This is a genomic window from Bradyrhizobium sp. 1(2017), assembly GCF_011602485.2.
GTDB lineage: Bacteria > Pseudomonadota > Alphaproteobacteria > Rhizobiales > Xanthobacteraceae > Bradyrhizobium.
Genome location: NZ_CP050022.2, coordinates 4,430,552 through 4,454,492, shown reverse-complemented (window position 1 = coordinate 4,454,492; position 23,941 = coordinate 4,430,552). Strand labels below are relative to the sequence as shown.

20 protein-coding genes, 1 pseudogene and 1 riboswitch are annotated in these 23,941 nt (G+C 63.5%); of the genes and pseudogenes, 17 read left to right on the top strand and 4 right to left on the bottom strand.

What is annotated here, in order from left to right; all coding sequences use genetic code 11:
* Window positions 1-6: 6 nt before the first annotated feature.
* From lpdA to HAP40_RS21105, 3 genes are all read left to right on the top strand, one after another.
* Window positions 7-1,428: a dihydrolipoyl dehydrogenase gene (lpdA, locus tag HAP40_RS21115; RefSeq protein WP_166815975.1), complete on the top strand. Its 1,422-nt coding sequence runs from the start codon at window positions 7-9 to the stop codon at window positions 1,426-1,428.
* A 144-nt stretch (window positions 1,429-1,572) separates the two neighbouring features.
* Window positions 1,573-2,814 carry a threonine synthase gene (locus HAP40_RS21110; protein WP_166815977.1) on the top strand — a complete coding sequence of 414 codons (1,242 nt, stop codon included), beginning with the start codon at window positions 1,573-1,575 and terminating at the stop codon, window positions 2,812-2,814.
* Window positions 2,815-2,895: 81 nt separating this feature from the next.
* Window positions 2,896-3,867 (top strand): tripartite tricarboxylate transporter substrate binding protein BugD, encoded by a 972-nt coding sequence (locus HAP40_RS21105; protein WP_166815979.1) that lies wholly within the window; start codon window positions 2,896-2,898, stop codon window positions 3,865-3,867.
* Between the two features lie 127 nt (window positions 3,868-3,994).
* On the opposite strand, the gene HAP40_RS21100 is transcribed toward HAP40_RS21105, so the two are convergent.
* From HAP40_RS21100 to HAP40_RS21090, 3 genes are all read right to left on the bottom strand, one after another.
* Window positions 3,995-4,381: a response regulator transcription factor gene (locus tag HAP40_RS21100; RefSeq protein WP_166819421.1), complete on the bottom strand. Its 387-nt coding sequence runs from the start codon at window positions 4,379-4,381 to the stop codon at window positions 3,995-3,997.
* Between the two features lie 96 nt (window positions 4,382-4,477).
* The gene (locus HAP40_RS21095; protein WP_409363738.1) at window positions 4,478-5,152 is read right to left on the bottom strand and encodes a response regulator transcription factor; all 675 of its coding nucleotides are present in this window, start codon (window positions 5,150-5,152) and stop codon (window positions 4,478-4,480) included.
* Window positions 5,146-7,131: a PAS domain S-box protein gene (locus HAP40_RS21090; protein WP_166815983.1), complete on the bottom strand. Its 1,986-nt coding sequence runs from the start codon at window positions 7,129-7,131 to the stop codon at window positions 5,146-5,148. Before HAP40_RS21090 ends, HAP40_RS21095 begins: the two co-directional genes overlap by 7 nt.
* A 792-nt stretch (window positions 7,132-7,923) precedes the next feature.
* On the opposite strand from HAP40_RS21090, the gene HAP40_RS21085 reads away from it, so the two are divergent.
* Genes HAP40_RS21085 through HAP40_RS21075 form a run of 3 tightly spaced genes read left to right on the top strand, consistent with a single transcriptional unit; the run spans window position 7,924 to window position 8,860 of the window.
* The gene (locus HAP40_RS21085) at window positions 7,924-8,316 is read left to right on the top strand and encodes a hypothetical protein (RefSeq protein ID WP_246741064.1); all 393 of its coding nucleotides are present in this window, start codon (window positions 7,924-7,926) and stop codon (window positions 8,314-8,316) included.
* Window positions 8,313-8,501 carry a hypothetical protein gene (locus tag HAP40_RS21080; RefSeq protein WP_166810886.1) on the top strand — a complete coding sequence of 63 codons (189 nt, stop codon included), beginning with the start codon at window positions 8,313-8,315 and terminating at the stop codon, window positions 8,499-8,501. The genes HAP40_RS21085 and HAP40_RS21080 overlap by 4 nt, the downstream gene beginning before the upstream one ends.
* The gene (locus HAP40_RS21075; protein WP_166815985.1) at window positions 8,498-8,860 is read left to right on the top strand and encodes a hypothetical protein; all 363 of its coding nucleotides are present in this window, start codon (window positions 8,498-8,500) and stop codon (window positions 8,858-8,860) included. Before HAP40_RS21080 ends, HAP40_RS21075 begins: the two co-directional genes overlap by 4 nt.
* Window positions 8,861-8,934: 74 nt before the next feature.
* Here HAP40_RS21075 and HAP40_RS21070 read toward each other — a convergent pair whose 3' ends face one another.
* Window positions 8,935-11,124 (bottom strand): lytic transglycosylase domain-containing protein, encoded by a 2,190-nt coding sequence (locus tag HAP40_RS21070; protein WP_166815987.1) that lies wholly within the window; start codon window positions 11,122-11,124, stop codon window positions 8,935-8,937.
* A gap of 314 nt (window positions 11,125-11,438) precedes the next feature.
* Between HAP40_RS21070 and HAP40_RS21065 the strand changes: the two genes are divergently transcribed.
* The 11 genes and pseudogenes from HAP40_RS21065 to HAP40_RS21015 all read left to right on the top strand — a co-directional run bounded on the left by HAP40_RS21065 (window position 11,439) and on the right by HAP40_RS21015 (window position 23,179).
* Window positions 11,439-13,175: an adenylate/guanylate cyclase domain-containing protein gene (locus HAP40_RS21065; protein WP_166815989.1), complete on the top strand. Its 1,737-nt coding sequence runs from the start codon at window positions 11,439-11,441 to the stop codon at window positions 13,173-13,175.
* Between the two features lie 126 nt (window positions 13,176-13,301).
* On the top strand, window positions 13,302-13,478 hold the full coding sequence (locus HAP40_RS21060) for a hypothetical protein (protein WP_166815991.1): 177 nt from the start codon (window positions 13,302-13,304) through the stop codon (window positions 13,476-13,478).
* Between the two features lie 154 nt (window positions 13,479-13,632).
* Window positions 13,633-13,848 carry a hypothetical protein gene (locus tag HAP40_RS21055; protein WP_166815993.1) on the top strand — a complete coding sequence of 72 codons (216 nt, stop codon included), beginning with the start codon at window positions 13,633-13,635 and terminating at the stop codon, window positions 13,846-13,848.
* Between the two features lie 115 nt (window positions 13,849-13,963).
* Complete coding sequence (locus tag HAP40_RS21050; protein WP_166815995.1) at window positions 13,964-14,221, top strand: hypothetical protein; 258 nt, start codon at window positions 13,964-13,966, stop codon at window positions 14,219-14,221.
* A 62-nt stretch (window positions 14,222-14,283) separates the two neighbouring features.
* A riboswitch (cobalamin riboswitch) is annotated at window positions 14,284-14,499 on the top strand.
* A gap of 260 nt (window positions 14,500-14,759) precedes the next feature.
* A pseudogene (locus HAP40_RS21045) lies at window positions 14,760-14,948 on the top strand (hypothetical protein); the annotation flags it as partial.
* A gap of 73 nt (window positions 14,949-15,021) precedes the next feature.
* Window positions 15,022-15,600 (top strand): hypothetical protein, encoded by a 579-nt coding sequence (locus HAP40_RS21040; RefSeq protein ID WP_166815997.1) that lies wholly within the window; start codon window positions 15,022-15,024, stop codon window positions 15,598-15,600.
* A 116-nt stretch (window positions 15,601-15,716) separates the two neighbouring features.
* Window positions 15,717-16,664: an ABC transporter substrate-binding protein gene (locus HAP40_RS21035; RefSeq protein WP_166815999.1), complete on the top strand. Its 948-nt coding sequence runs from the start codon at window positions 15,717-15,719 to the stop codon at window positions 16,662-16,664.
* A 117-nt stretch (window positions 16,665-16,781) separates the two neighbouring features.
* Entirely contained in the window at window positions 16,782-17,222 is a 441-nt protein-coding gene (locus HAP40_RS21030; protein ID WP_166816001.1) for a VOC family protein, read from the top strand.
* A gap of 252 nt (window positions 17,223-17,474) precedes the next feature.
* On the top strand, window positions 17,475-18,455 hold the full coding sequence (locus tag HAP40_RS21025) for an ABC transporter substrate-binding protein (protein ID WP_166816003.1): 981 nt from the start codon (window positions 17,475-17,477) through the stop codon (window positions 18,453-18,455).
* Between the two features lie 203 nt (window positions 18,456-18,658).
* Window positions 18,659-22,015, top strand: a complete 3,357-nt coding sequence (locus tag HAP40_RS21020; RefSeq protein ID WP_166816005.1) for an adenylate/guanylate cyclase domain-containing protein — start codon at window positions 18,659-18,661, stop codon at window positions 22,013-22,015.
* 180 nt (window positions 22,016-22,195) lie between these two features.
* The gene (locus tag HAP40_RS21015) at window positions 22,196-23,179 is read left to right on the top strand and encodes an ABC transporter substrate-binding protein (RefSeq protein ID WP_166816007.1); all 984 of its coding nucleotides are present in this window, start codon (window positions 22,196-22,198) and stop codon (window positions 23,177-23,179) included.
* Window positions 23,180-23,941 lie beyond the last annotated feature (762 nt).

Sequence of the window (23,941 nt, the reverse complement as noted above, 5' to 3'; positions counted from 1 at the left end):
GCCGCCATGGCCGATACATCCTTCGACGTCATCATCATCGGGTCCGGCCCCGGCGGCTATGTCACCGCGATCCGCGCCGCACAGCTCGGCTTCAAGACCGCGATCGTCGAGAAATCGTATCTCGGCGGCATCTGCCTGAACTGGGGCTGCATCCCGACCAAGGCGCTCTTACGCTCGGCCGAGATCTATCACTACATGCAGCACGCCAAGGACTACGGCCTGTCGGCAGAGAAGGTCTCGTTCGATCCGAAGGCGGTGGTGCAGCGCTCGCGCGGCGTCTCCAAGCGCCTCAACGACGGCGTCGGCTTCCTGATGAAGAAGAACAAGGTCAGCGTCATCTGGGGTGCCGCCTCGATCGACGCGCCCGGCAAGGTCACCGTGAAGAAGTCCGAGGTCGAGGGTCCGAAGGGCGCGCTGGGCGAGGGGAGCTACCAGGCCAAGCACATCATCGTCGCAACCGGCGCGCGGCCGCGCGTGCTGCCGGGGCTCGAGCCCGACAAGAAGCTGGTCTGGACTTATTTCGAGGCGATGGTGCCGGAGCGGATGCCGAAGTCCCTGCTCGTGGTCGGCTCCGGCGCGATCGGTATCGAGTTCGCTTCGTTCTTCCACACCATGGGCTCCGACGTCACCGTGGTCGAGGTGCTGCCGCAGATCCTCCCCGTCGAGGACGCCGAGATCGCGGGCCTCGCCCGCAAGCGGCTGGAGAAGCAGGGCATCAAGATCATGTCCTCGACCAAGGTCACCAAGCTCGAGAAGAAGGCCGACAGCGTCGTCGCGACCATCGACGACGGCAAGGGCAAGCCTGTCACGACCGAGTTCGAGCGCGTGATCTCGGCGGTCGGCGTGGTCGGCAACATCGAGAATCTCGGCCTGGAAAAGGCCGGCGTGAAGACCGACCGCGGCATCATCGTGGTCGACGGCTACGGCAAGACCAATATTCCCGGCATCTACGCCATCGGCGACGTCGCCGGTCCCCCGATGCTCGCGCACAAGGCCGAGCATGAGGGTGTGATCTGCGTCGAGGCGATCAAGGGCCTCCATCCGCATCCCATGGACAAGAACATGATCCCGGGCTGCACCTATTGCCAGCCGCAGGTGGCCTCGGTCGGTTTGACGGAAGCCAAGGCCAAGGAGAGCGGCCGCGAGATCCGCGTCGGCCGCTTCCCCTTCGTCGGCAACGGCAAGGCCATCGCGCTCGGCGAGGACCAGGGCCTCGTCAAGGTGATCTTCGACAAGAAGACCGGCCAGCTCCTCGGGGCTCACATGGTCGGCGCCGAGGTCACCGAGCTGATCCAGGGCTACGTCGTCGCCATGAACCTGGAGACCACGGAAGAAGAGCTGATGCACACGGTTTTCCCGCATCCGACGTTGTCGGAGATGATGAAGGAAGCCGTGCTGGATGCGTATGGACGGGTGCTGAATATTTGACCGCCGCCGTCATTGCGAGCGAAGCGATGCAATTCAGAATTGATCCGCGGAAACAGTCTGGATTGCCTCGTCGCTTCGCTCCTCGCAATGACAAGGGTGAACGCGGCTTGCGACAGAGATCACAACAACAAGAGGGATGAACCCATGCACGACAACGACAACCTCACCATCGAACGCCCGACCTTCGTCACGCATCTCGAATGCGCGATGGAGGGCGATCACTACGCCGCCGACCAGGTCCACAACCTCTCCAAGGCCGGCAAGCCGCTGCTGGTGCGCTACGACCTCGCCGGCGTGAAGAAGGCGCTGACCAAGGACGCTCTCGCCCAGCGTCCCGCCGACATGTGGCGCTACCGCGAGCTGCTGCCGGTGCGCAAATGCAAGGACATCGTCTCGCTTGGAGAGGTGACCACACCGCTGATCCGGCTGCCCAAGCTCGGCAAGAAGCTCGGCGGCGGCGAGATCATCGTGAAGGACGAGGGACGGCTGCCGACCGGTTCGTTCAAGGCGCGGGGCCTCGTGATGGCGGTGTCGATGGGCAAGGCGCTCGGCATCAAGCACATGGCCATGCCGACCAACGGCAACGCGGGGGCTGCGCTCGCGGCCTATGCGACGAGTTGCGGCATCAAGACCACGATCTTCTGCCCGGCCGACACGCCTGAAGTGAATGTCAGCGAGATCGAGCTCCAGGGCGCGACCGTCTACCGCGTCAACGGCTATATCGACGATTGCGGCAAGATCGTTGGCGAGGGCAAGGCCAAGGTCGGCTGGTTCGACACGTCCACGCTGAAGGAGCCGTACCGGATCGAAGGCAAGAAGACGATGGGCCTCGAGCTCGCCGAGCAACTCGGCTGGGACGTGCCCGACGTGATCTTCTATCCGACCGGTGGCGGCACCGGCCTGATCGGCATGTGGAAGGCGTTCGATGAGCTCGAGAAGATCGGCTTCATAGGCTCGAAGCGTCCGCGCATGGTCGCGGTGCAGGCCTCCGGCTGTGCGCCGATGGTGCGCGCCTATGACGCCGGCACCGAGCATGCGACGCGCTGGGAGGACGCCCACACCATCGCTTCCGGCATTCGCGTGCCGCAGGCGATCGGCGATTTCCTGATCCTGCGCGCGGTGCGCGAAAGCAAGGGTTTTGCCATTGCGGTCGACGACGACAAGATCTCGGCCGCGTTGAGCGAGGTTGCGCGCGAGGAGGGGCTCTTGCTCTGCCCCGAGGGCGCCGCGACCTACGCCGCCTACAAGGAGAGCCTCGCCGACGGCCGCGTCAGCAAGTCGGACCGCGTGATGCTGTTCAATTGCGCGACCGGCCTGAAGTACCCGCTGCCGCCGGTCACTCGCACGCTCGATCGCCACAAGCCGATCGACTATTCCCAGTTCTAGCGCGGCAATGCGCCACGAATGATCCCTCTTCCCGTACGCGGGAAGAGCAAGAACAATATCGACATCGCTGGGGAGAAGACAATGAAGAAGGCCTTCTGGGCTGCGCTGATTGCTGTTCTCGCTGTTGCAGGCGTCGCGCGCGCCCAAGATTATCCATCGCATCCCATCACCATTATCGTGCCGTTCTCGGCCGGCGGACCGTCGGACGCAATGGCGCGCGTGCTTGCCGAGCGGATGCGGGTGACGCTGGGGCAGCCCGTGGTCATCGAGAACGTCACCGGCGCGGGCGGCTCGATCGGCGTCGGCCGTGCCGTGCAATCGCCGCCGGACGGTTACACGATCTCGTTCGGCCATCTCGGCACCCACGTCGCAAACGGTGCCGTCTACAAGCTCAAGTACGACCTCGTCGCCGACCTCGAGCCGGTGGTGCTGCTGCCGAGCAATCCGATGATCGTGGTCAGCAAGAACGGGGTGCCCGCGACCTCCCTGAAGGAGCTGATCGAGTGGCTCAAGTCGCGGCCCTCGCCGCCGACCGCCGGCACGGCCGGTGCGGGCTCCGGCAGCCACATCGCCGGCGTCTATTTCGAAAGTGTCTCCGGTATCAAGCTGCAATATGTGCCGTATCGCGGCACGGCGCCGGCCCTGAACGATCTGATCGCCGGCCAGATCGACCTCATCGTCGACCAGACCTCTAACTCCATCAACCAGGTCCGCGCCGGCACCGTCCGCGCCTATGCCATCACGGACGACAAGCGGCTGCCCTCGGCGCCGGAGATTCCCACCGCGGAGGAGGCCGGCCTGAAAGGCTTCAACATGACGCTGTGGTCGGGCATGTGGGTGCCGAAGGGCACGCCGAAGGAGATCGTGACCAAGCTCAACGCCGCGGCCGTGGAGGCGCTGAACGATCCTGCGGTGAAGAAGCAGCTCGAAAGTCAGGGTCTGGAGATGACGCCCAAAGATCAGCTCACGCCCGAAGCCCTCGGGACCCGCCAAAAGGCCGAGATCGCAAAATGGTGGCCGATCATCAAGGCGGCGAACATCAAGGTGGATTGATGCGGTCGGCGCGCTCCGCGTCGGCCGCCAGATCATTCTCCCTCATCCCGAGGCGGCCGCGAACGCGGCCATCTCGGGGGCTTCGCGAGAAGCGGGGATATGGTGTCGGTTGCCATGGACCGCACAATTACACCACGGTTTCGTCACCTGCTGTTAGCGCTCGCTCCAGGCACTGTATCAGTTCGGCGGCGACGAACGGCTTGCCGAGGAAACAGATTGCACCGGCCTTGAGCGCACGCACCCGCACGCTCTCATCCGGGAAAGCTGTGATGAAGATGAACGGCGTAGCCGAACCCTGCGCGCGCATCTGCGTCAGCAGGTCGATGCCGGTGACCGACGGCATCTGCACGTCCGCGATCACGCACGAGGTGTCGCTCGAATTGGCCGACCGTAGAAACTCGTCGGCGGAGGCAAACGTGTGGACGATGTACCCGCGCGATTCCAGGAGATTGTTGAGCGCCGCCCGGACGTAAGGGTCATCGTCGAGCACCGAAATGACCGAAGCCACTGACAAGACGTCCGCTCCTCGCTCGGGATTACGCTTGCCGACGCTGCGGCCACACATAAGCCACGCAAGGTGGACCTCTCGGTCACCATTGGAAACTCATACTTAGGTTTGTACGTCGGGTTTGCCGGGCCGAATCCCGAGCGCCTCGCTCATCCTGACCAGGTCGGCCAGCGACTTCGCACCCATTTTTCGCATGATCTGGCCGCGATAGATCTTGACGGTAATTTCCGCCAATCCGAGCTGGACGGCCACTTGCTTGTTCATCAGGCCGGCTGTCACCAGTGACAATACGTCTCTCTCCCGAGACGACAGTGACTCGAAGCGTGATCGCACGGTCGAGACCGTCCTGTTGAGGTCGCGGCGCTTGCGGTCCCGCTCGATCGCGGCCCGGACTGCGTCCAGGATGTCCTGGTCGCGAACCGGCTTGGTCAGGAAGTCGATCGCGCCGCTCTTCATGGCGCGAACGGTCATGGGAATATCGCCATGACCGGTAATGAAGATGATGGGTGTGTGGATATTGGCCTTGGCAAGATCGGTCTGAAGGTCGAGGCCACTCGCTCCGGGCAGGCGGATGTCGAGCACGAGGCAGCTGGGCACTTCCGGCGGCTTGGCCTGGAGCAGTTGCGGCGCCGAGCCGAATGCTTCGACCTTGAGGCCGACCGACTCGAATAGATTGGTGAGCGCACGGCGCATGGATGCGTCGTCGTCGACGATGAAGACGATGGGCTGATCGCCGTCCTCCTGCGCCGGCGAAGGTCCCGCGCGTTCGGTCACGATGCTTCCTCTCGATGGACAGGCAGGGTGATCTGGAAAGTTGCCCCGTGCCCTTGGTTCGGAGCGGCGGCAAGTCGACCGCCATGGGCCTCGACTATGGAGCGACAGATCGACAGCCCCATGCCCATGCCCGAGGATTTCGTGGTGAAGAACGGCATGAACAGGCGGTCAATCGCCTTTTCGCAGATGCCGGCGCCGCAGTCGGCAACGCTCACCAGCACCGCATGATCGCCGTCCGCCTCTGAGCGGATCGTCAGCTCGCGCGGGCGATCATCGACGCCTTCCATGGCCTCGATCCCGTTCATGATCAGGTTGATCAGGACCTGTTGCAATTGGATTCGATCGCCAAAGATCCCGGGCAATGCCGATGATAGCTCCATTCGCACCGACACGGCATGGCTGGCCATTTCGCGCTGAACGAGCGCCACGGCCTCCCGCACGACCGTGCTCGCGTCGAGCGGCACCATCTCGATGTCGGTCTGCTTGGCGAGCGCCCGGACGTGGTGGATGATGTCGCTGGCACGCTTGCCGTCCTCGATGATCCAGTCCACGGAGCGGCGGGCCGCGTTGAGATCTGGCGGATTGCGCTGCAGCCAGGAGAGACAGGCGTCGGCATTCGCGATCACGGCGGCGAGCGGCTGGTTGATCTCGTGCGCAATGGAGGCTGTCAGCTCGCCCAGTGTCGTGACGCGCGTCACATGGGCGAGCTCGGCCTGGGCCCTGCGCAGCGCGTCTTCCGCCTGATCGGCCCGGATGGCCGCGGTCACGTCGGTGCAGACGCCACGATAACCCAGAAAGGCGCCTTGCGGGTCGAAGAACGGCTTGCCGCTGGTCCGGACATAGATCGCCTGACCGTTGCGGTCCCTGCTGCGATACACCAGGTCGCGGAATGGGACGTGGGCATCGAGCGCCTCCCGATGTTGTCGCCATTTATCCGGCTCGAGATCTGCATCGGGCGCAATGTCCCAACGCGTGAGCCCGAGCAGGCCGACGGGAGCCGTGATGGTATCGGAGTGTTCCGAAATCTGGGTCACGCGATGGTCTGGCCCTGTCTCCCAGAACCAGTCAGAGGCGGTTTCGGCGTAATCGCGAAAGCGCTGCTCGCTCTCGCGAAGCCTTCGCTCGGCCTCTTTGGTCGCCGTGACGTCAGTGACCGATCCGACGAACTGCACACGGCCGCTGGAATCCCGGGTCGCCCGGGCCACTGCCCGGACGTATTTGATGGAGCCGTCGGGCATCAGGAGCCGGTATTCGTGATCGTAATCCTTGCCCTCGCGCGCAGCCTGACCCGTGGTCTGTTGCACCGCAAGCCGGTCATCCGGATGAATCCGCTCGAGCATGAAGGGGATTCTTGGCCTGGTCCCCTCGTCGCATTGGAAGATGCGATAGGTCTCCTTGGACCAGGTAATCTCTCCGGTTGCCGACCTCCAGCCGAAACTGCCGGTGTGGCTCAGTTCCTGCGCCTGTGCGAGGTAAGCCTCGCTCTGTCGCAGCGCATTCTCAGCTTCCTTGCGTTCGGTGATGTTCTCGCAGGCGACCAGCACGATTGGCCCGCCATCGGCCCGCAGCATGGTCTTGGCGTTCTCGCGCACCCATAGCACCGAGCCATCCTTGCGGACCTTCCGGATTTCCCAGGTGTGTGACTGATCGACGGTCTCGAGACACAGCGTGACACATGCGCGGACGAAGTCGCGGTCTTCCTCGAAGAAGACATCCAGCACCGATCGGCCGATCAACTCCGTGGCCGTATAGCCCAGTTGCGCGGCGCCGAACGGGTTCACGTTGATCACGGTCCCGACCGGATCGACCATGAAGTACATGACGGGGTTGTGTTCGAAGACTTGCTGCCACTGCTTGACCGATTCGAGCAAACTGGCGTCGCCGGGCTCGACGCGAGGCTTCGTGGTAACCGTTTGCCGGACGCATCCGGCGAGGAATTGCACGGCTGACTTCCCAAAGGTCGCTGCACGGCCAAGCTTCATCGCAGACGCTCCCGGCGCTCTCTGCGTGAAGACAAGTAGAGCACGTTGCCGCCAGAGGAGCAATTCCGGCCAAAGTCGGACGGCGGTTACGACATTCGCCTTCGAATTGGCTGCCGCGCCGCTGTTCACCGCAACGCATCAAGCGCGCCGTGTCAGCCGATTTTTCGCGGTGGCCGTGCGGCCGACGCATCATGCGCTGTCCCGTTGAACATGAGCCGCGCGAGAGACCCGGGCGACTACGGACAAACCTAGGTATAGCTCCTCCATTCCTAGTCATGCCGGCTATTTACCTCCGTACAATTGAGGACCTCGTGCCCAACGGACTAGGCTCATGACCATCGGGAGTATCGACCAGTCAATCGCACCAGAACTGGTCTGAAGCCTACGGCCAAGCCGCCTCACCGACAGGCACACGATCAGGGACGAGGCCACCGCATTTCCCGATACGCAGCCGCGGCGCGGTCATTCAGGACCCGCGAGAGGTCGAAGGGAACGAACTGGCAAAAGCGCAAGCAACAGAGTGAGACAACAATGTGCGATACATCGGAACTTCCTGAAGGTCGCCTGTCCGGATCCGAACGTTGCTCTTCGATCAACGGCTGTGCGATGTGCGGCAGCAAGTTTGGCCTGATCCGCTACTATTCCTGGCGCACGGCGCTCTGTTCCAGGAAATGCGTTGATGGTTTCCGCACACGCCGCGAACGGGACCGCCGGTGGTTGTTTCGAGCTCAGGTCGCGTGAGGCTGAATTGGAGGGCTGACGTCGTTCAGCTCTGATCCGGGAGCCGGTGCGTTGAAACGCTCATACAAGCCCTTGTGCTGGATCATTCTCTTCGGCTCCGTTGCGACGGTCCAGGCGCAGGAGACGAGACAGGGTGCCGTTCATCGCCAGCACCCGCCCCAGGATCAGGGGCTGCACGAAAAGTTCTATTCGACCTGGCACATGCCGGACAATCCGAGCCTCAGTTGCTGCAACAGCGCTGACTGCTATCCGACCGATATCAAATATGTCGACGGCCAGATCTATGCACGTCGCAGGGAGGACGGGCGATACATTCTGATCCCGCCGCAGAAAGTGGAGCGAAACAGGGATAACCCGGACGGCCGAAATCATCTGTGCGCTCCACCACCCGCACTGTCTCCATTGGACAGCGTTTACTGCTTCGCTTTGGGAGGTGCCACATGAGGTTCGCGTTCGTGCTGGTGAACGACCGCACTCCGTTCCGGCAGACCTGGTGCTTGCAGTGCTGCGAGCCGATCGAAGGCGGATATCTCCGCGAGATCGCAACCCGTCTGCCTTACTGCGACCATCAGTGCTACGAGCTGTTCTGCGAAGCGCTCGCAAAAGATCGCATGAGGGCGGTGTCGTGAAGTTCGTGGTGGTCAATCACGAGCCTCCGTCGCACGCGGTGACGTGCAGCACTTGCTCGCGGTCGATCCAGTCCGGCTACGTCCGGCATGCGCGGACCCAGCACCGCTACTGCGACTACGATTGCTATCGGCGAAGCGAAGTCGTGACGCTGTTGATGCAGTGGCCGATACCTCGACGCACAGAGCCGGCCGCCGGGAGCGCCGAGGTCGCCGCCGCCAGCATGATCGAGACGTTGGCGGTGCTGGGTGCCGTCTCGTGCTGGAGCACCACGATACAGATCTGGAGCTTCGCAAGAGCCTTGACCGCCACATATCTGGACGGTCGCGATCTGATGAAGCTGGAAGGAGGTGACACCTAGCTAGCGACTGCACTCGCGTGGAAGCCGCAGCAACGCAACCTCGCAGTCGCCGCGTCCAGCCCCGGCGGCGCCGACTAGGGAGCGGGTGCTGCGGCCGCCACGGGTGCGGTTGCGCTGACGCCGTGCGTCACCACGCGCTGGTCGCTCTTGCCGGCGATCGTGCCGCTGTCTTCGAACCGGGCGCGATAGACCAGCACGTTCTCGATCACGCGCTGGACATAGTTGCGCGTCTCCGACAGCGGAATGCGCTCAACCCAGTCGACCGGGTCGACCTTGGGATCTCTGGGGTCGCCGCGCGCCTGCACCCATTCGCGCACCCGGCCGCGGCCGGCATTGTAGCCGGCGAAGGTCATGATCTGGTTGCCGCGATATTCCGAGAACAGCGCGCTGAGCTCGGCGGCGCCCATCTGCGTGTTGTAGACGGGATCGGAGACCATCTTGCCCCAGTCATAGGTCAGGCCGAAGCGCTTGGCGGTATCGCGGCCCGCTTCCGGCGTCACCTGCATCAGCCCGACCGCGTTGGCGTGCGACTTGTCGCGCTGGTGGAACGAGCTTTCGGTGCGCGCCACCGAATAGATCACACTGGTCTCGATCGCGGGCGCGACCTGCTTGTGCTCGGGGATTCCGATGGTCGGGAAGGCGTAGTGGTCGAGCGCGAGCCCGCGCGCCAGCGCCGACTTGCCGATCTCCAGCATCACGCGCGCATCGTTGCGCTGTCCGGCGAGCTCGCCGAGCGCTTCGAGCGCCGCAACGTCGGTGCTCTCCTTGGCGAAGTCCTCGGCATAATAGAACACCACGTCGCGCTCGCCGAGATCGTAGAGCATGTTGGCCGCGCGCACGCGCTCGTCCGCCGCCTGCGTATCGGCGGCGGCCAGGACGGGTGAGGGCGGGCGCAGTTCGATCCCGTCGAGGCCGAGCCTGGCGCGGGCGAGCTGTCCGTAATAAGCGGTGTGATAGCGCGCCGCCGCCCGATAGCTCATACGCGCATCGGCTGCCGCACCCATCGCCTCGGCGGCGCGGCCGCGCCAATAGTGGCCGCGCGACAGCGCGATCGGATTGGCCGAACCTGCGTCGATCGATGCGAAGTGCACCATCGCCGTCTTGGGATCGTCGAGATAGCGCAGCGCGATCCAGCCGCACATGAAGTGGTAGTCGACGCGATAGACTTCCTTTTCCGGCACCGCGGCGGTGCGCACCACGTCATAGGCGGTCCTGGACTTGCCCTGGTCGAGCAGCTTGCGCGCGATCATGCGGCGCTCGCGCCACCACGCATCGGTGTCCTGTGCGGCCATCGTGTCGGGCAGGGCGGCGAGGATCACCTCGGCCGCGTCTTCGATGCGGTCGTTCTGAAGATGCCACTGGGCGCGGCACAGCACATAGCCGAGATCGCGCCGCGCCTCGGTCGAAACGTCCTCGAGGTAGTCCTTGGCCTTGCTCGCCTTGCCGGTGACGGCGGCGCAGGCCTTCACGATCGCAAGGGCATCCTCGCCGAGGCGTTTGGCCGCGCGCCTTGCACCGTCATAGTCCTTGGCGCCGAGGCGCTTGTCCATGCGCGCGCGGTGATCGTCGGCGGTCAGAAGGTCGCCGAATGCCGCGTAGGAGTCTTCCTCGCTCCGTTCGGACAATTCGTCCGCGCGCCAGGCCTCGCGCACGAGACGCGCGGCCCTGTCGGCGTCGCCCTCGGCGAGCAGCACGCGGGCCAGCGCGAACCTGCCCTTGGCACTGGTCGGCCGGTCCATGGTGAATTTGTGCACGGTGGCCGCGTCGCTCTTCTCCTGCCAGAGCCGCGCTTCCGCGCGGCGGCGCAGCAGAGCGCTGCTCGGCCAGTCCGGGTTGGCGGCGAGGAAGGCGGCGTAGAGCTTGAAATTCGCCGTGCTCTCGGAGTGGCGCAGCATGAACCAGTCCGCGAGCTTCTGGCCGGCGGGGTCCGCGATGCGGTCGCGTGCCGCGCCCGCATCTTCCGTCTTGCCCTTCCGCGCGAGGTCGATCGCATCCCTCAGCGCGGCGAGATCGCCGGTCAGCGGCGGCGGAGCCGGCTTGTCAGAGGGCTCGTCGACCGTCTTCTTCGGCTTGCGCTTGGCCTCGGCGTGCTTGCCATGTCGCACTTTGCCGGCTGCGGCATGGCGCTGCTTGCCGACCTTCGCCTCATGCGTCTTCTTCGTTGCGGACGATTTATGACTGCCCTTCGCCGCCAATTCGGTGGGAAGGAGGGCTATTGCGGCCACGGCAACGACACACGCGAGCGAGCGTAGGCACTGGTTCATTGGATGGTCCCCCTGCGAAACCACTACAAACCAAGGTCCGCGACACATGCGGCTTGAGAATCAAACGACGACACCGAACGATGTCACGACATCGTTTCGCATTCCTCACGCTCCCGCAACATTGCGGCAAAATACGGATGGGAACTCTGGAACTTCCGAAAGGGCGGAAAGGGTAGCGCCTTTAACCTTTGTTAACGATCAAGTCTCGCGCGACCATCGCGTGCGGCATGAAACGTCAGGGTGACCGGTGTTCCCGCGACCAATTCCGTTGTATTGAGTTCCATCGCTCATCCTTCAGCCCTTTGCCCGCACCCATGCCGATTTTCAATCAGTCGATCCGGCGCAAGATCGTCGGTATCGCCCTCGGATTGATCGTTCTGATGCTGGTCACCTCGATCCTGTCGATGGTGATGTCGAGCCAGGTCGGCGTCCTGCTCGACGAGCTGACCAACCGCTACATCCCGGCTTACGGTAACCTGGCCCGCGCCAATATCCGCTCGCTCGAGCGTTCGCTGGCGCTGCGTCGGATGGTGATGGTGAAGATGGAGGCATCCTCCGACGAGGAGGCCTATGCCGCGCGCCTCAGAGAGTTCGAGCAGGCCGATCGCAGGATCGAGGAGGAGACCTCGAGCGCGCGAAAGCGCATCAACGAGATCATCAACGATACGAGGACCCCATCCAACGATGCCGCGCTGGCGCGGATCGACACCCGCATCGAGACCGCCGTCTCCGAGCTGCGCCACGGCATGGCTGAGGACCATGCAAGGCTCCTCAAGCAGGTCGACGCCAAGCAAATGCCGGACGCGCGAGGCACGCTGGAGCATCTCGACCTCTTGCGCGACCAGTTCAATCAGAAGATCGACGGCATTCGCGCCGATATGCTCAAGCAGGTGTTCGCCGCCACGTCGACGGTGATCGGCCGCCAGCATCAGGCGATCATCATTTCGGGCCTTGTCACTGTCCTGGCTGCCGTGGTCGGCTTTGTCTTTGCGCTGATGGTCTCCAGCGGCATCACCCGGCCGGTGCGGCTGCTCCTCGCCGGCACGCGCGAGGTCGAGGCGGGCCGGTTCGACAAGACCATTGCCGTTTCCACGCAAGACGAGATCGGCGAGCTCGCCGCCGCCTTCAACCGCATGACCGAACAGCTGCGGCACAACGAGCGCATCCGCGAGACGTTTGGCCGGTACATCGATCCCAAGGTGGTGCAGGGGCTGATCGACCGGCCGGAGGTCGCCATCGACGGCCAGCGCCGGGTGATGACCATCATGTTCTGCGACATGAGCGGCTTCACCTCGATGAGCGAGGGCATGACCCCGCGTGGCCTCGTCAAGGTGATGAACCACTATTTCACGGTGATGTCCGGCCCGATCCGGAGCAATCGCGGCGTCATCGACAAATATATCGGCGACGCCATCATGGCCTATTGGGGCCCGCCCTTCATCGAGGAGGACGAGCCGGCGCTGTTTGCCTGCTACGCGGCCATCGACATGGCCGATCAGGTGCCCGCGCTCCAGAAGCAATTGCCGGACCTGCTCGGGATCCGTGCCATGCCCGTGCCCTGCGACTTGCGTATCGGCATCGCGACCGGGGAGGTGCTGACCGGCAGCATCGGCTCCGACCTGATGATGAGCTTCACCGTGATGGGCGATGCCGTGAACCTCGCCTCGCGCCTCGAGGTGGTCAACAAGGTCTACGGGACCCGCATCCTGATCTCGCAGGCCACGGCGGATGCGATCGGATCGAACCTCGAGCTGCGCGAGATCGACCGTCTCGCGGTGGCCGGCCAGAGTGAGGCGCAGGCCATTTTCGAGGTGATGAGCAAGGCGCACGGGCTCAGCATTCCGCAGGAGAACCTGCGCACGCACTATGCCGAAGGTCTTGCCGCCTATCGTGCGCAGCGCTTCGACGACGCACGCATCGCCTTCAACGCGGCGCTTGAAGCGGTACCTGGTGACGGCCCTTCGCGTACGCTGCTCGGCCGCATCGCGCAGTTCGAGGCCAATTCGCCGGGCAAAGGCTGGGACGGCGCCTGGCGGCTGGATCAGAAATAGCCGTCCTTGTCGAGCTGGCACCGCCGCGGCGGGAAAAAACGGTTCTAGTCGATAACGATGTTCGCCGTGACCTATTTCCCGGGCTTACGTTAAGTGTCCCTTGTGGCGTTTGATGGGGACACGCCGATGACTGATCTTCACGACAGGCTGGAACGGTTCGAGACGCTCACCGCCGAATGCGAGCTGATTGCCAAGCTCGCCACCGACAGCACCAAGCGCGAATTCTACCTGAAGCTCGGCGAACAGTACCGCCAGCTGGCGGTGGATATGCGACAGGCGATCGCAGCCAGGGCTGCGGCCTGAGGCGGGTGGCAATCCCTTCTTAACGTTTGGCGCGCATCCTCGGATGCATGCGGGCGTCGCTGACCGGCGATATCCGTAGTGGGAAGGCCGGGGTTCGTTGCAATGCAGCGGGCCTCGCAAGCGTCACTGTTGCCATGCCTGGCAGGACAATCCCATGCGCCTCGTTGCCGTGATCATATTCGCGCTCATGACGGCGGCCTGCGATCAAGGGCAGGACATCACCGGCTCGACGCCGGTCTCGACCTGCCCGTTGCGAAACTACAGCTACAATCCGCGCGACATGAAGCAGTGCGTCAACGCCTGCAAAGTGTGCGATCGTGGCACCACGGTCACCTGCTCGACGTCGTGCACCCTCAAGGGGGCTCGCTGAGCGCACCGGGCGGACGCAGATTCGCAGCAGAATTGGCGCTGACGGTGTCCCGGCACCGGAACGATTCACATGGATCAATCATTGAGTGAGCGGGCAGGACGTGGAGTCCGATGGAATGGGTATGCTCGATCCCGGCCGGTTCCTGGTATCGTGCTCGCAATGCGATGCCTGGCCGATGGCCGCCAACGTGAAACGTTCAAGCTGGTCGGCGTCCCCGCATGAGGTCCGTTTCGTGTGCCCGCGCTGCCGCCGCGAGGAGACCGCGATCGTCTCCGCCTCCGGCGAGCTGACCCCGATCAAGCGCATCGACGTCCCACCCCGGGACGTCGCTGCCGCCTGGGCCCAGGCCCAGCGTCCCCGGGGACGGACATAGGAACCTGGCCGCTTGCGTTTTGCCTGCCGACATTGCGTCGATTGACCCCGGTCTGGGCGCCCCGTAGATTGGCCGCCGACGGTTCTCCTTTCGGAGATCAAAAGGGAATGTGGTGCGAGATGGTCCCGACGCCGGGATCTTCTCAATGCCATGGCTGCCCCCGCAACTGTAAGCGGTGAATCTCTCGTCCTGTGCCACTGGGAAATCTCGGTCCTGGGAAGGCGACGCAGAGGTAACGACCCGCGAGCCAGGAGACCTGCCGTCAGCCGTGGTCACACGCGAAGATGTCGGTCGGGGAGTACAGACATTAGCTTCACCGGAGCAATCGATCGCTCCGCCGTAAAGCCTCGTTCGCTGTGACGTGCCACTGACGTCATGCCGAAGTTACAATCGTGTCCCGTGTTCTCTCCGTCGCCTGGCGCTTCTGCGCCGGCATCGTTGCGGCCGTTTCCTTCCCTTTGCTCGATCCCTCCATCGCCCGTGCGCAGCAGTCCGCCGCGGAGCAGCTGCCGCCGGTCGAGGTGACGAGGCCCGCCGAGCCAATGGCACGATCGACCTCAAGCTCAGCGGTCAATATGAGCGCTATTTCTGGTCGCTCAGCGTCAACAACGTTTTGAACGCGCTCTATTACGACTATGCGATCGCAAGCACTTTCACTGACGGCCGCTTCAGCGCCTATCCGCTGCCGGGTCGCAGCTATCTGCTCAAGGCCGGCGCCACGTTCTGATCAGGACTCTGACCTCGATGGGGCTGTCACAGGCCCACAAATGGACTAGAATTGGAAAAGAAGGAGATCACTTATGGCTTTCAGCATCCTGCCGCCGCACGCGGACCATTTGCGGCTTCACCCGGTCGCCCCGCGCCTTGCGGCGATGTTCTGCCTTGCGCTGCTGACGGCGTCATGCGCGCTCGCGAGTTTCGCTTTGGCCTGCGCCACGCCCTTTGCGGCCTTCGCGGTTCTCGCGGCCGCGATGCTGCCGCTGCGCCCGGCGCTGCTCGTGGTCACCAGCGCCTGGCTCGTGAACCAGACGATCGGCTTCGGCGCGCTGCACTATCCCGTCGACGGCAACACCATCGCCTGGGGCTTTGCGATCGGCGCGGCTGCGTTGCTGGCCACCGCGGTGTCGTCCGCCGTGCTGCGTACGCTGCCGCAGGGCCGCACGGCGCTGGCGCTGGCCGTCACGCTCGTTGCCGCCTATGCGGCCTATGAGCTTGCACTGCTCGCCGCGACGCCGTTGCTGGGCGGAGAGGGCGCCTTCACCGCGGCCATCGTGACGCGCATTGGGCTGACCAGCGCCGCCTGGCTCGCCGGCCTCGTCGCCGCCTGCGAGATCGTGCGTCTGGTCGATCCTGACAGGCGCGTGATGCGGAGCGCCTGAAAAGCTATCGACGCGGACATTGCGTCGCAGGGGCTGCTAACCCTTTTCTCGCTCGGCTCGCGGTTGCAAGGTGCTAGGCTTCATGCCTCAGTCGGGCGCTTCACGCGAGCAACAGAATGAGGCGACGCGAGTTCATCACGCTCGTCGGCGTCGCGGCGGCTATGGGCGCGAGCACGGCGCGGGCGGAGCAGACGAGAAAGCTACCCATCATCGGATTCCTCGGCCCGGCCTGGTCGGCCCCGGACTTCGAGGATCAGTTGCGCGAACTCGGTTGGATCGCGGGACGGACCGTTGCGATCGAGTATCGCTCCGCGGAGGGACATACCGAACGCTCCACCGAAATTGCGACCGAGTTCGTCCGGCTCAAGGTCAACGTCATCGTCACGGTGGGGGGATCTCCGACCCTCGCGGTAAAACGTGCGACATCGCTCATCCCGATCGTCTCTGTTTCTGGTGACCCTGTTGGCAGCGACCTCGTCGCAAGCCTGGCCCGACCGGACGGCAATGCGACCGGCCTGGCGCTCAACCCGATCAGTCTTGCCGGCAAGCGCCTCGACCTGTTGCGCGAGGTCGTCCCGGGTTTCCGCCGCTTGTCCGTGATGGTCAATGCCAATAGTCCCGGTTTCCAGAACAGGATGGATGAGGTGCAGGCGGCAGCCTCTGCGCTCGGCCTCGAGGCGACTATATTGGAAATCAGGCGCGCGGCGGACGTTGCATCGGCCTTCGAGAACCTCAGGGATCGTGCGGACGCCCTCTATGCCGTTGGCGTCCCACTCACCTTCGCCATTGCCGCCCAGGCGCTGACCGCGCGAATTCCAACGATGTTTGAATACCGGGAGTTCGTCGATGCGGGTGGGCTGATGTCCTACGGCGTGAACGAAACCCACATATGGCGGCTTGCCGCGGCCTTCGTCGACAGGATTTTGCGCGGGGCGAAGCCCGCCGACTTGCCGGTCCAACAGCCGACCAAGTTCGACCTCGTCATCAATCTGAAGACGGCCAGGGCACTCGGTCTGAAAGTACCGGAATCATTCCTGTTACGCGCCGACGAGGTGATTGAATGAGCGCAGGCGCACTGTGGTCCAATTGGATTGTGACGGGGGCGACAGCGGCCGGCGGCTTGCCCGGCTGTGGCACGCCGGCGCGATCGAGCGCGCTGCTTTGATGGAGGGAGTGACGAGATGATACTCAATCCTGATCACGTTACGATCGCAGTGGCGGACGCCGAGGCAGCGATTGGGTTCTTCGCGCTCCTTGGTTTCAGAAAGGATCACGTCGCAGCGATCGACGGCGGCATTCCCGCCCAATACATGGGTATGCCGCGCATGAAAGCGCAGCACATAACCCTCGTACTCGAAGGATCGAAGCCGCGTTTCGAGATCCAGCTGCTTGAGTTCGACCCGCTCTCGGGGACCGATCCCGGGGCGCACCCGACGAATTTGCGAAAGCTGGGATTCAACCACCTGGCGTTCCGCGTCGACGACATTGAGGCGACCACCGCGCACCTCGTAGCTCACGGCGTCGTCATGTTGAGCGACGAGATGGACTACATTGGCCGAAAGCTGCGGCTCTTCGAGGGTCCCGAGGGCATCACCTTCGAGTTGGTGCAGCGGGAGGAGTAGACGCTTCTGTCTCCGGCGAACCATCCGCCATTCGAGCAATCCTGATGCCCGCCTTGTGGCCCGTTGCCGCTCGAAGAGCCGAAATGTCTGCTTCCGGGAGATGAGCCGACCAAGGTGAAGCAGCCCGCCAAGGGCAGCTTTTGACCCACAGCCGTCCTGAGCCACGCACCGCAGCATATGCAGCCACAGAGTGCCGCGACTAGCGAGACGTGATACGATGCGCCTTCGTCCTCACGCTGTGATGAGGGTCGAATGAAACGGCGGGAGTTCATAGCTGGCACTGCGGCGTTGCTTCTTTCGCCACGTTATTCGCGCGCGCAGGGAAAGCGTCGTCGGCTTGGCTTTCTTGCTGTAGGTGATGGAAGCGCAAAAGCTCTTAATCAAGCCGAGCTTGTGCTTCTTGATGCGCTGCGCAGCTTCGGCTGGATCGAGGGTAAGAATCTCGTAATCGAGTATCGATTTTCCCATCCCTCGGATCGACTGGCGGCTTCTGTCGCCGATCTGATTGCCCTCAGCCCCGAACTGCTCATCGCTCCCGGGCCGCAAGCGGCCGTAGCGCTGAAGTCGGCCACCACCACCATTCCGATTGTATTCGTAAGTGTGGCCGATCCCGTGAAGCTTGGCCTTGTGCAAAGCCTGTCGCGCCCCGGAGGCAACGTGACGGGCCTTTCGACAATGGTACCGGACGACTTCCTCGCGAAACGTCTCGAAATCCTTCGAGAACTCGTTCCCGGCGCCTCGAAAATCGCACTCTTGGTCAATCCGGCCAACCCAATGCAGAAGCTATATCTCGCAGAGGACGTACCACGAATAGGGCAGGAACTCGGCGTGACTTTGGTGCCGGTCGAGGCGGCCACGGCCGACGAGCTCGACGCCGCGTTTGCGTCCGCTGCCGCCCAAAACGCCAACGCGATCATCGATTTTGGCGATACGCTCACCTATGTCCAGGCTCCGCGGATTATCGCGCTCGCAGCAAAGTATCGCCTGCCGGCAAACTATCTGTTCCGGCATTATGCCGATGGCGGACTGTCTGTGTACGGAGCCGACGTCCGAGATCTATTCCGCCGTGCGGCGGGCTACGTGGACAAGATACTCAAAGGCACCAAGCCTTCTGACCTCCCGGTAGAACGGCCAACCAAATTCGAGCTCCTGATCAACATGAAGACGGCGAAGGCGCTCGGTCTCACTGTGCCGCCCTCGTTGCTAATCCGCGCGGACGAGGTGATCGAATAGGGACCTTAATTGCGGCGGTGAATGAGTCCGCTTCTGGCCCTCAGCCGAACAACCATTGCTACGTCGGCTACCGGCGGTGAACCGGACGAGGGCTGGTTGGCCTCCCTGCCGCTTGTGACCAAACCGGTCCTCCAAGAGAGCGCTCTAGACAGGCTGTCTCGACTGCGGGATCATGCAGCGCAAGGCGAACCCGGGGCGCCATCATGGACGTCGGAGTTTGGCTGCGGAGGCTTGGCCTCGAACAATATGAGGCGGCATTCCGCGAAAATGAGATCAGTGGGAAGGTCCTGCCCAATCTGACGGCGGAGGACTTAAAAGACTTGGGCGTCGCCATGGTTGGGCACCGCCGCATGCTTCTAGATGCGATTGCGGCTCTGCGCGCGGAAAAGAGCGCAGCCACGCCAGTGTTCGATGTTTCTCTGGCAATCCACGAAGAGGACACGGCTGAGCGTCGCCAAGTGACCGTAATGTTCTCGGATCTCGTCGGCTCGACGGCGCTCTCGGTCCGGATGGACCCAGAGGATTTGCGCGAGGTCATCACGGCCTATCAGAAGTGCGTTGCCGAGACCGTCCGCAGCTTCGGCGGGTTCGTGGCAAAGTACATGGGCGACGGCGTTCTCGTCTACTTCGGTTATCCTCAGGCGCATGAGGATGACGCCGAGCGAGCTGTTCGTGCCGGCCTCGCCCTGATCGACGCGGTTGCTGCCCTCCCAACTCGCGAGCCCCTGCAGATGCGGGTTGGGGTTGCCACCGGGCTGGTGGTCGTCGGAGATCTCGTCGGCTCCGGCGAAGCGCAGGAGCGCGGGATTGTCGGCGAGACGCCGAACCTTGCGGCCCGTCTGCAAAGCATCGCGGAACCGGACACGGTCGTCATTGCCGAGGCCACGCGCAAACTTCTGGGCAATCTCTTCGAGCTTCGGGACCTCGGGCCAACGGAGCTTAAGGGGATCACAGGTCCAGTGCGAGCTTTCGCGGTGCTGCGGGCCAGTTCTGTCGAGAGCCGTTTCGACGCAATGCATCCCGGCGGCCTGACCGCACTCGTCGGCCGCGAAGAAGAGCTTGAACTCCTGTTACGGCGCTGGGCAAAAGCCAAGAGCGGCGAAGGCCAGGTGGTGCTGCTGTCCGGTGAGGCCGGGATCGGCAAATCCAGGCTCTCCACTGCACTCATGGAGCGCCTGACGGCCGAACCCCACACACGGCTTCGTTATTTCTGCTCGCCCCAACACATCGACAGCGTTCTTTATCCGATCATCGGGCAGCTCGAACGGGCTGCCGGACTTGTGCACGGCGACACACCGCATACCAAGCTCGACAAGCTCGATGCGCTCCTGGCGCAGACTTCGACGTCCCGGCAGGACGCGGCGCTGTTGGCCGAGATGTTGTCGCTTCCTAACGACGGCCGCTATCCCGCTCTGGAGCTTGTTCCCGAACAGCGCCGGCAAAAGACGCTGGCGGCACTCGGCGTCCAATTGGAAGCCCTAGCGCGGACGAGCCCCGTGCTCATGATCGTCGAGGATGCGCACTGGGGCGATCCCACGAGCCTGGAAGTGTTCGGTCGCTCGGTGAACCGGATCGCGAGCCTTCGCGTGCTTTTGATCGTGACGTTTCGGCCTGAGTTCGACGCGCCCTGGGTAGGACAACCGCATGTGACAACGCTTGCCCTCAATCGGCTGGGACATCGCGAGGTCGGGACCGTCATCGAGTGCATCGTCGGCAATAAGCTGCTGCCGGCGAAGGTCAGAAAGGACATTGTCGAGCGCACCGACGGCATCCCGTTGTTCGTCGAGGAGATGACGAAGGCGATGCTGGAGGCCGGGAGCGAGCGCGGAGCGATGCAGACTGCGGCCGCGATTCCCTCTCCAGCGCTGGCGGTCCCCGCGAGCCTGTATGCTTCTCTGATGGCGCGGCTCGACCGGCTTGGCCCGGCCAAGGAGGTAGCACAAATCGGAGCGGTGATCGGTCGTGAGTTCTCTCATGTGCTGTTAGCCGCCGTGCTGCGGCAGTCAGAGCCGGAACTGGTCTCGGCGCTCAACCGCCTGATGCAAGCAGGGTTGCTGTTCCGAAACGGCATCCCGCCGCACGCGACCTATTTGTTCAAGCACGCCCTCGTTCAGGACACGGCCTATGGCACATTGCTGCGCAATAGGCGGCACGCGCTGCACGCGCGCATTGCCCGGGCGCTCGAGGAGACGTTTCCGGACATCGCGGCAACCCAGCCGGAGGTGATCGCGCACCACTTCACCGAAGCTGACCTTGCGGAAAACGCCATTGCCTACTGGCAGGCGGCCGGCCAGCGCGCGGCTGAGCGCTCGGCGCATGCCGAGTGCCTTGCCCATCTCTACAAGGGGCTGGCGCTCGTCAGGCGGGTCGCCGATCCGGCGGAGCGTGCCCGCCGCGAACTCGCCCTGCAGCTCGTGCTTGCGCCGATGCTGATCGCCACCAAGAGCTATTCGGCGCCGGAGGTGGAGCAAGCCTATCTGCACGCACGCGACCTGTGTCAGCAAGCCGGCGATGTAGCGCAGCTCTATGCCGTGAATTGGGGGCTGTGGCTTGTTTACCAGCAGCGCTGCGAGTTCAAGGCGGCCCGCGGCCTATTGGACGGGCTGTTCGCGGTCGCTCGGCAGAGCGCCGATCCGGCGTTGCTCCTGCAGGCGCATCATGCCGCATGGACGACACTCCTTCATCTCCCGGAACTGACCGCGTGTCGGACGCATCTCGAAGCCGGATGGGCGCTGTATCGGCCGGACGCGCACCGTGGCCATACGTTCCTGTATGGCGGCCACGACGCAGCCGTCTGCAATCGATACACCGCGGCCCTCACGCTGTGGCCGCTTGGTTTCCCCGAGCAGGCGCTTGTTACGGCGCGCGAGGCGGTGAGGATGGCGCGGGGGCTGTCGCATCCCTTCAGCCTTGTTCTCGCCCTGGTGTTCGCCGCAATGATCTACCAGCATCGGCGGGAAGCGGAGCCGGCCCAGGAGCATGCGGAGACCGCAATCGCGGTGTGCGCCGAGTATGGCATCGCACCGCACCTGGCGGCGGCTGGGAACATCTTGCGGGGGTGGGCGATCGCGGCACGCGGGCAGGCGGTGGAAGGGATCGCGGAGATTCGCGGCGGTCTCGCGGCCGTCGAGCCGACGGGCGTGCGCATCCGTTGGCCCTATTATCTCGCGTCGCTGGCTGAAGCATCGGCGTGGGCCGGAGAAATCGAGCAAGGATTAGCCGCGCTGGTCGAGGCTGCGCGCGTTGTCGAGGAAACTGGCGAGCGACGATGGGAGGCGGAAATCTGCCGGTTAACTGGGGAGCTGACGCTTGGCAGGCGGAGCGGCGACGGGACCGAAGCAGAAGGGTGGTTTCAGCGTGCGCTAGATGTGGCGGGTCGCCAGAGCGCCAAATGCCTGGAGCTGCGCGCTGCCACCAGCTTGGCCCGGATCTGGCGCGACCGTGGCAAGCGCAGAGAATCCCGCAATCTCCTCGCGCCTATCTACGGCGGGTTCACCGAGGGCTTCGACACGTTGGATTTGAAAGAGGCCAAGTCATTACTCGACGAGCTGGCGCAATGAAGGTGCTTTTGGTCGCGGGGGCCACATGGAAGGTCCGCTTGTGGCCCATAGCTGGCCTCGCAGTGCCATCCGCCGTCCGTCAGCTGACCCCAAATCGGACATTTGGTCGCGGAAGCGGCTGATCCCGGTAGTCGCCAACGTGCTAGTCTAAGTAGATCCTTTTCTTGGCTCGGGGCTGACATGAGACGGCGCGAGTTCATTGCGCTTCTCGGCAGCGCAGTGACCGTTTGGCCGCTGGCCGCTTGGGCGCAACAGGCGAAGAAAGTACCTCGCATCGGAGTCCTCTGGCATGCGGCGAGCGCCGAGGAGGAAGATGTCTATCTGAGTGTGGTCACGAAAGCATTCAGTGACCTTGGATATGTCGACGGCAAATCTATTCAACTCGAGCACCATTTTCCGGCCGAACAGCCCGACCGATTTCGTGCGTTTGCGAGGGACATGGTCGAACGCAGAGTGGATGCGATCCTTGCCGTGACTTCACTCGGCGCCAAGGAAGCGAAGCAAGCCACGAATACAATTCCTGTCGTGTTCGTTCTGGATGCCGATCCCGTGGGGCACGGTCTCGTCGAAAGTTTGGCGCGCCCCGGTGGTAACGTGACTGGCCTTTCGCTGATGTCCAACGACGTATCTGGCAAGCGCGTTGCACTATTCAGGAAACTGGTGCCGAACTTATCCCGGATGGCCATCATGGTTGATCCGAGAGACCCTGCGGCTCCGCGTATCCAGGGCGGCTACGAGAGGGCGGCGCAAGCCTTGTCGGTTTCGACCAAACCCTTCGGGATAACGACGCCCGACGAAATCGAGCCGGCATTCGCCGCGATTTCGCAAAGCGGATTTGACGGCGTCGCTCTGGCCGCACCGATTTTGTTCAATGAACGGCGGCGGATCGGGGCTGCCGCCCTGGCGCACAAATTGCCAACTGTCTCGCTCATCGCTGAAATGGTCCCGCACGGTCTTCTGCTGTCCTACGGGCAGGACTTTCCTGATTTCTTTCGTCGGGCAGTGGGATTGATGGATAAGATACTCAAGGGTGCCAAGCCGAACGATCTGCCGGTTGAACAGCCGACCCGTTTCAAGCTGGTGATCAATCAAAAGGTTGCCAAGGCGCTTGGCCTGACGATCCCTCCGTCCCTGGCCATCGGCGCCGACGAGATCATTGACTAGATCGGCGAGGCGCGAGACGGCGCTGAAATTTGTACGCCAGGCCAAGGTTTACGGTCTGCGCCTGCATCAAGCCACGGCGCCCGACGGGCAAAACACCCTGGTAGGTGTCAAGTCGCCGCTTGAAAATATTCCACTTTACCGAAATTCGGAAACGGCGTATGTGTCGTCCATCCCGGCTCGCCCTTGAGGGGCGGTCATGTGTCGTGTGATCGCAGGGCCGGGCTTGCGGTGGACGCAGCAGCGTCGTGCGCGAGAGGCGTGGGCAGGGCGGATTGCTCTCCGTGAGCCCAGGGCTTCGCGTGGACGAGCGGCGCTGTCAGGTTCGTCGCGTCACATTCCGATGGCAACGTGCACAACGCCGTCGGACCCTGTGGCGCCAACGGGCCGTGCGTACGGCAAAACCGTGTGGTCCTGTCGTCCAGCGATTTCGTACGGTTGGGGAAAACTAAAAAGCCTCGTTTAATGAAGGGCTTATGTTGATTAGCGGACGGCGCTGGGTGTCTTCGGAAACCGCCGGGCCCTATTAGGCCCTAGTTTCACATCCTGCCGTTGGGCGCGAGTTGGAGCTCGGGAAGCTTAAGCCGCTCGAGCGGCGCCCGAAGGGCCTGCGGATCGCGGCGCGCACTCAAACTACGCGATAGCGCCGGCTGTGCGGTGGCCCTGCGATCCGCGCGCTGTACTGCTTTCCCGGGCCTGCGCTGAGGCGGCCCGGTTGCCGTGGTTGGCCCGAATGAACGGACTACTTTTTCTGCTCGGTGGTGG

Excerpts from the sequence above, each read along its gene's own strand:
- HAP40_RS21065 (WP_166815989.1), top strand. The coding sequence starts at position 11,439 with ATGCCGATTTTCAATCAGTCGATCCGGCGCAAGATCGTCGGTATCGCC.
- HAP40_RS21025 (WP_166816003.1), top strand. The coding sequence starts at position 17,475 with ATGAAACGGCGGGAGTTCATAGCTGGCACTGCGGCGTTGCTTCTTTCG.
- HAP40_RS21060 (WP_166815991.1), top strand. The coding sequence starts at position 13,302 with ATGACTGATCTTCACGACAGGCTGGAACGGTTCGAGACGCTCACCGCC.
- HAP40_RS21105 (WP_166815979.1), top strand. The coding sequence starts at position 2,896 with ATGAAGAAGGCCTTCTGGGCTGCGCTGATTGCTGTTCTCGCTGTTGCA.
- HAP40_RS21050 (WP_166815995.1), top strand. The coding sequence starts at position 13,964 with ATGGGTATGCTCGATCCCGGCCGGTTCCTGGTATCGTGCTCGCAATGC.
- HAP40_RS21080 (WP_166810886.1), top strand. The coding sequence starts at position 8,313 with ATGAGGTTCGCGTTCGTGCTGGTGAACGACCGCACTCCGTTCCGGCAG.
- HAP40_RS21090 (WP_166815983.1), bottom strand. The coding sequence starts at position 7,131 with ATGAAGCTTGGCCGTGCAGCGACCTTTGGGAAGTCAGCCGTGCAATTC.
- HAP40_RS21110 (WP_166815977.1), top strand. The coding sequence starts at position 1,573 with ATGCACGACAACGACAACCTCACCATCGAACGCCCGACCTTCGTCACG.
- HAP40_RS21030 (WP_166816001.1), top strand. The coding sequence starts at position 16,782 with ATGATACTCAATCCTGATCACGTTACGATCGCAGTGGCGGACGCCGAG.
- HAP40_RS21055 (WP_166815993.1), top strand. The coding sequence starts at position 13,633 with ATGCGCCTCGTTGCCGTGATCATATTCGCGCTCATGACGGCGGCCTGC.
- lpdA (WP_166815975.1), top strand. The coding sequence starts at position 7 with ATGGCCGATACATCCTTCGACGTCATCATCATCGGGTCCGGCCCCGGC.
- HAP40_RS21035 (WP_166815999.1), top strand. The coding sequence starts at position 15,717 with ATGAGGCGACGCGAGTTCATCACGCTCGTCGGCGTCGCGGCGGCTATG.
- HAP40_RS21040 (WP_166815997.1), top strand. The coding sequence starts at position 15,022 with ATGGCTTTCAGCATCCTGCCGCCGCACGCGGACCATTTGCGGCTTCAC.
- HAP40_RS21020 (WP_166816005.1), top strand. The coding sequence starts at position 18,659 with ATGGACGTCGGAGTTTGGCTGCGGAGGCTTGGCCTCGAACAATATGAG.
- HAP40_RS21070 (WP_166815987.1), bottom strand. The coding sequence starts at position 11,124 with ATGAACCAGTGCCTACGCTCGCTCGCGTGTGTCGTTGCCGTGGCCGCA.
- HAP40_RS21015 (WP_166816007.1), top strand. The coding sequence starts at position 22,196 with ATGAGACGGCGCGAGTTCATTGCGCTTCTCGGCAGCGCAGTGACCGTT.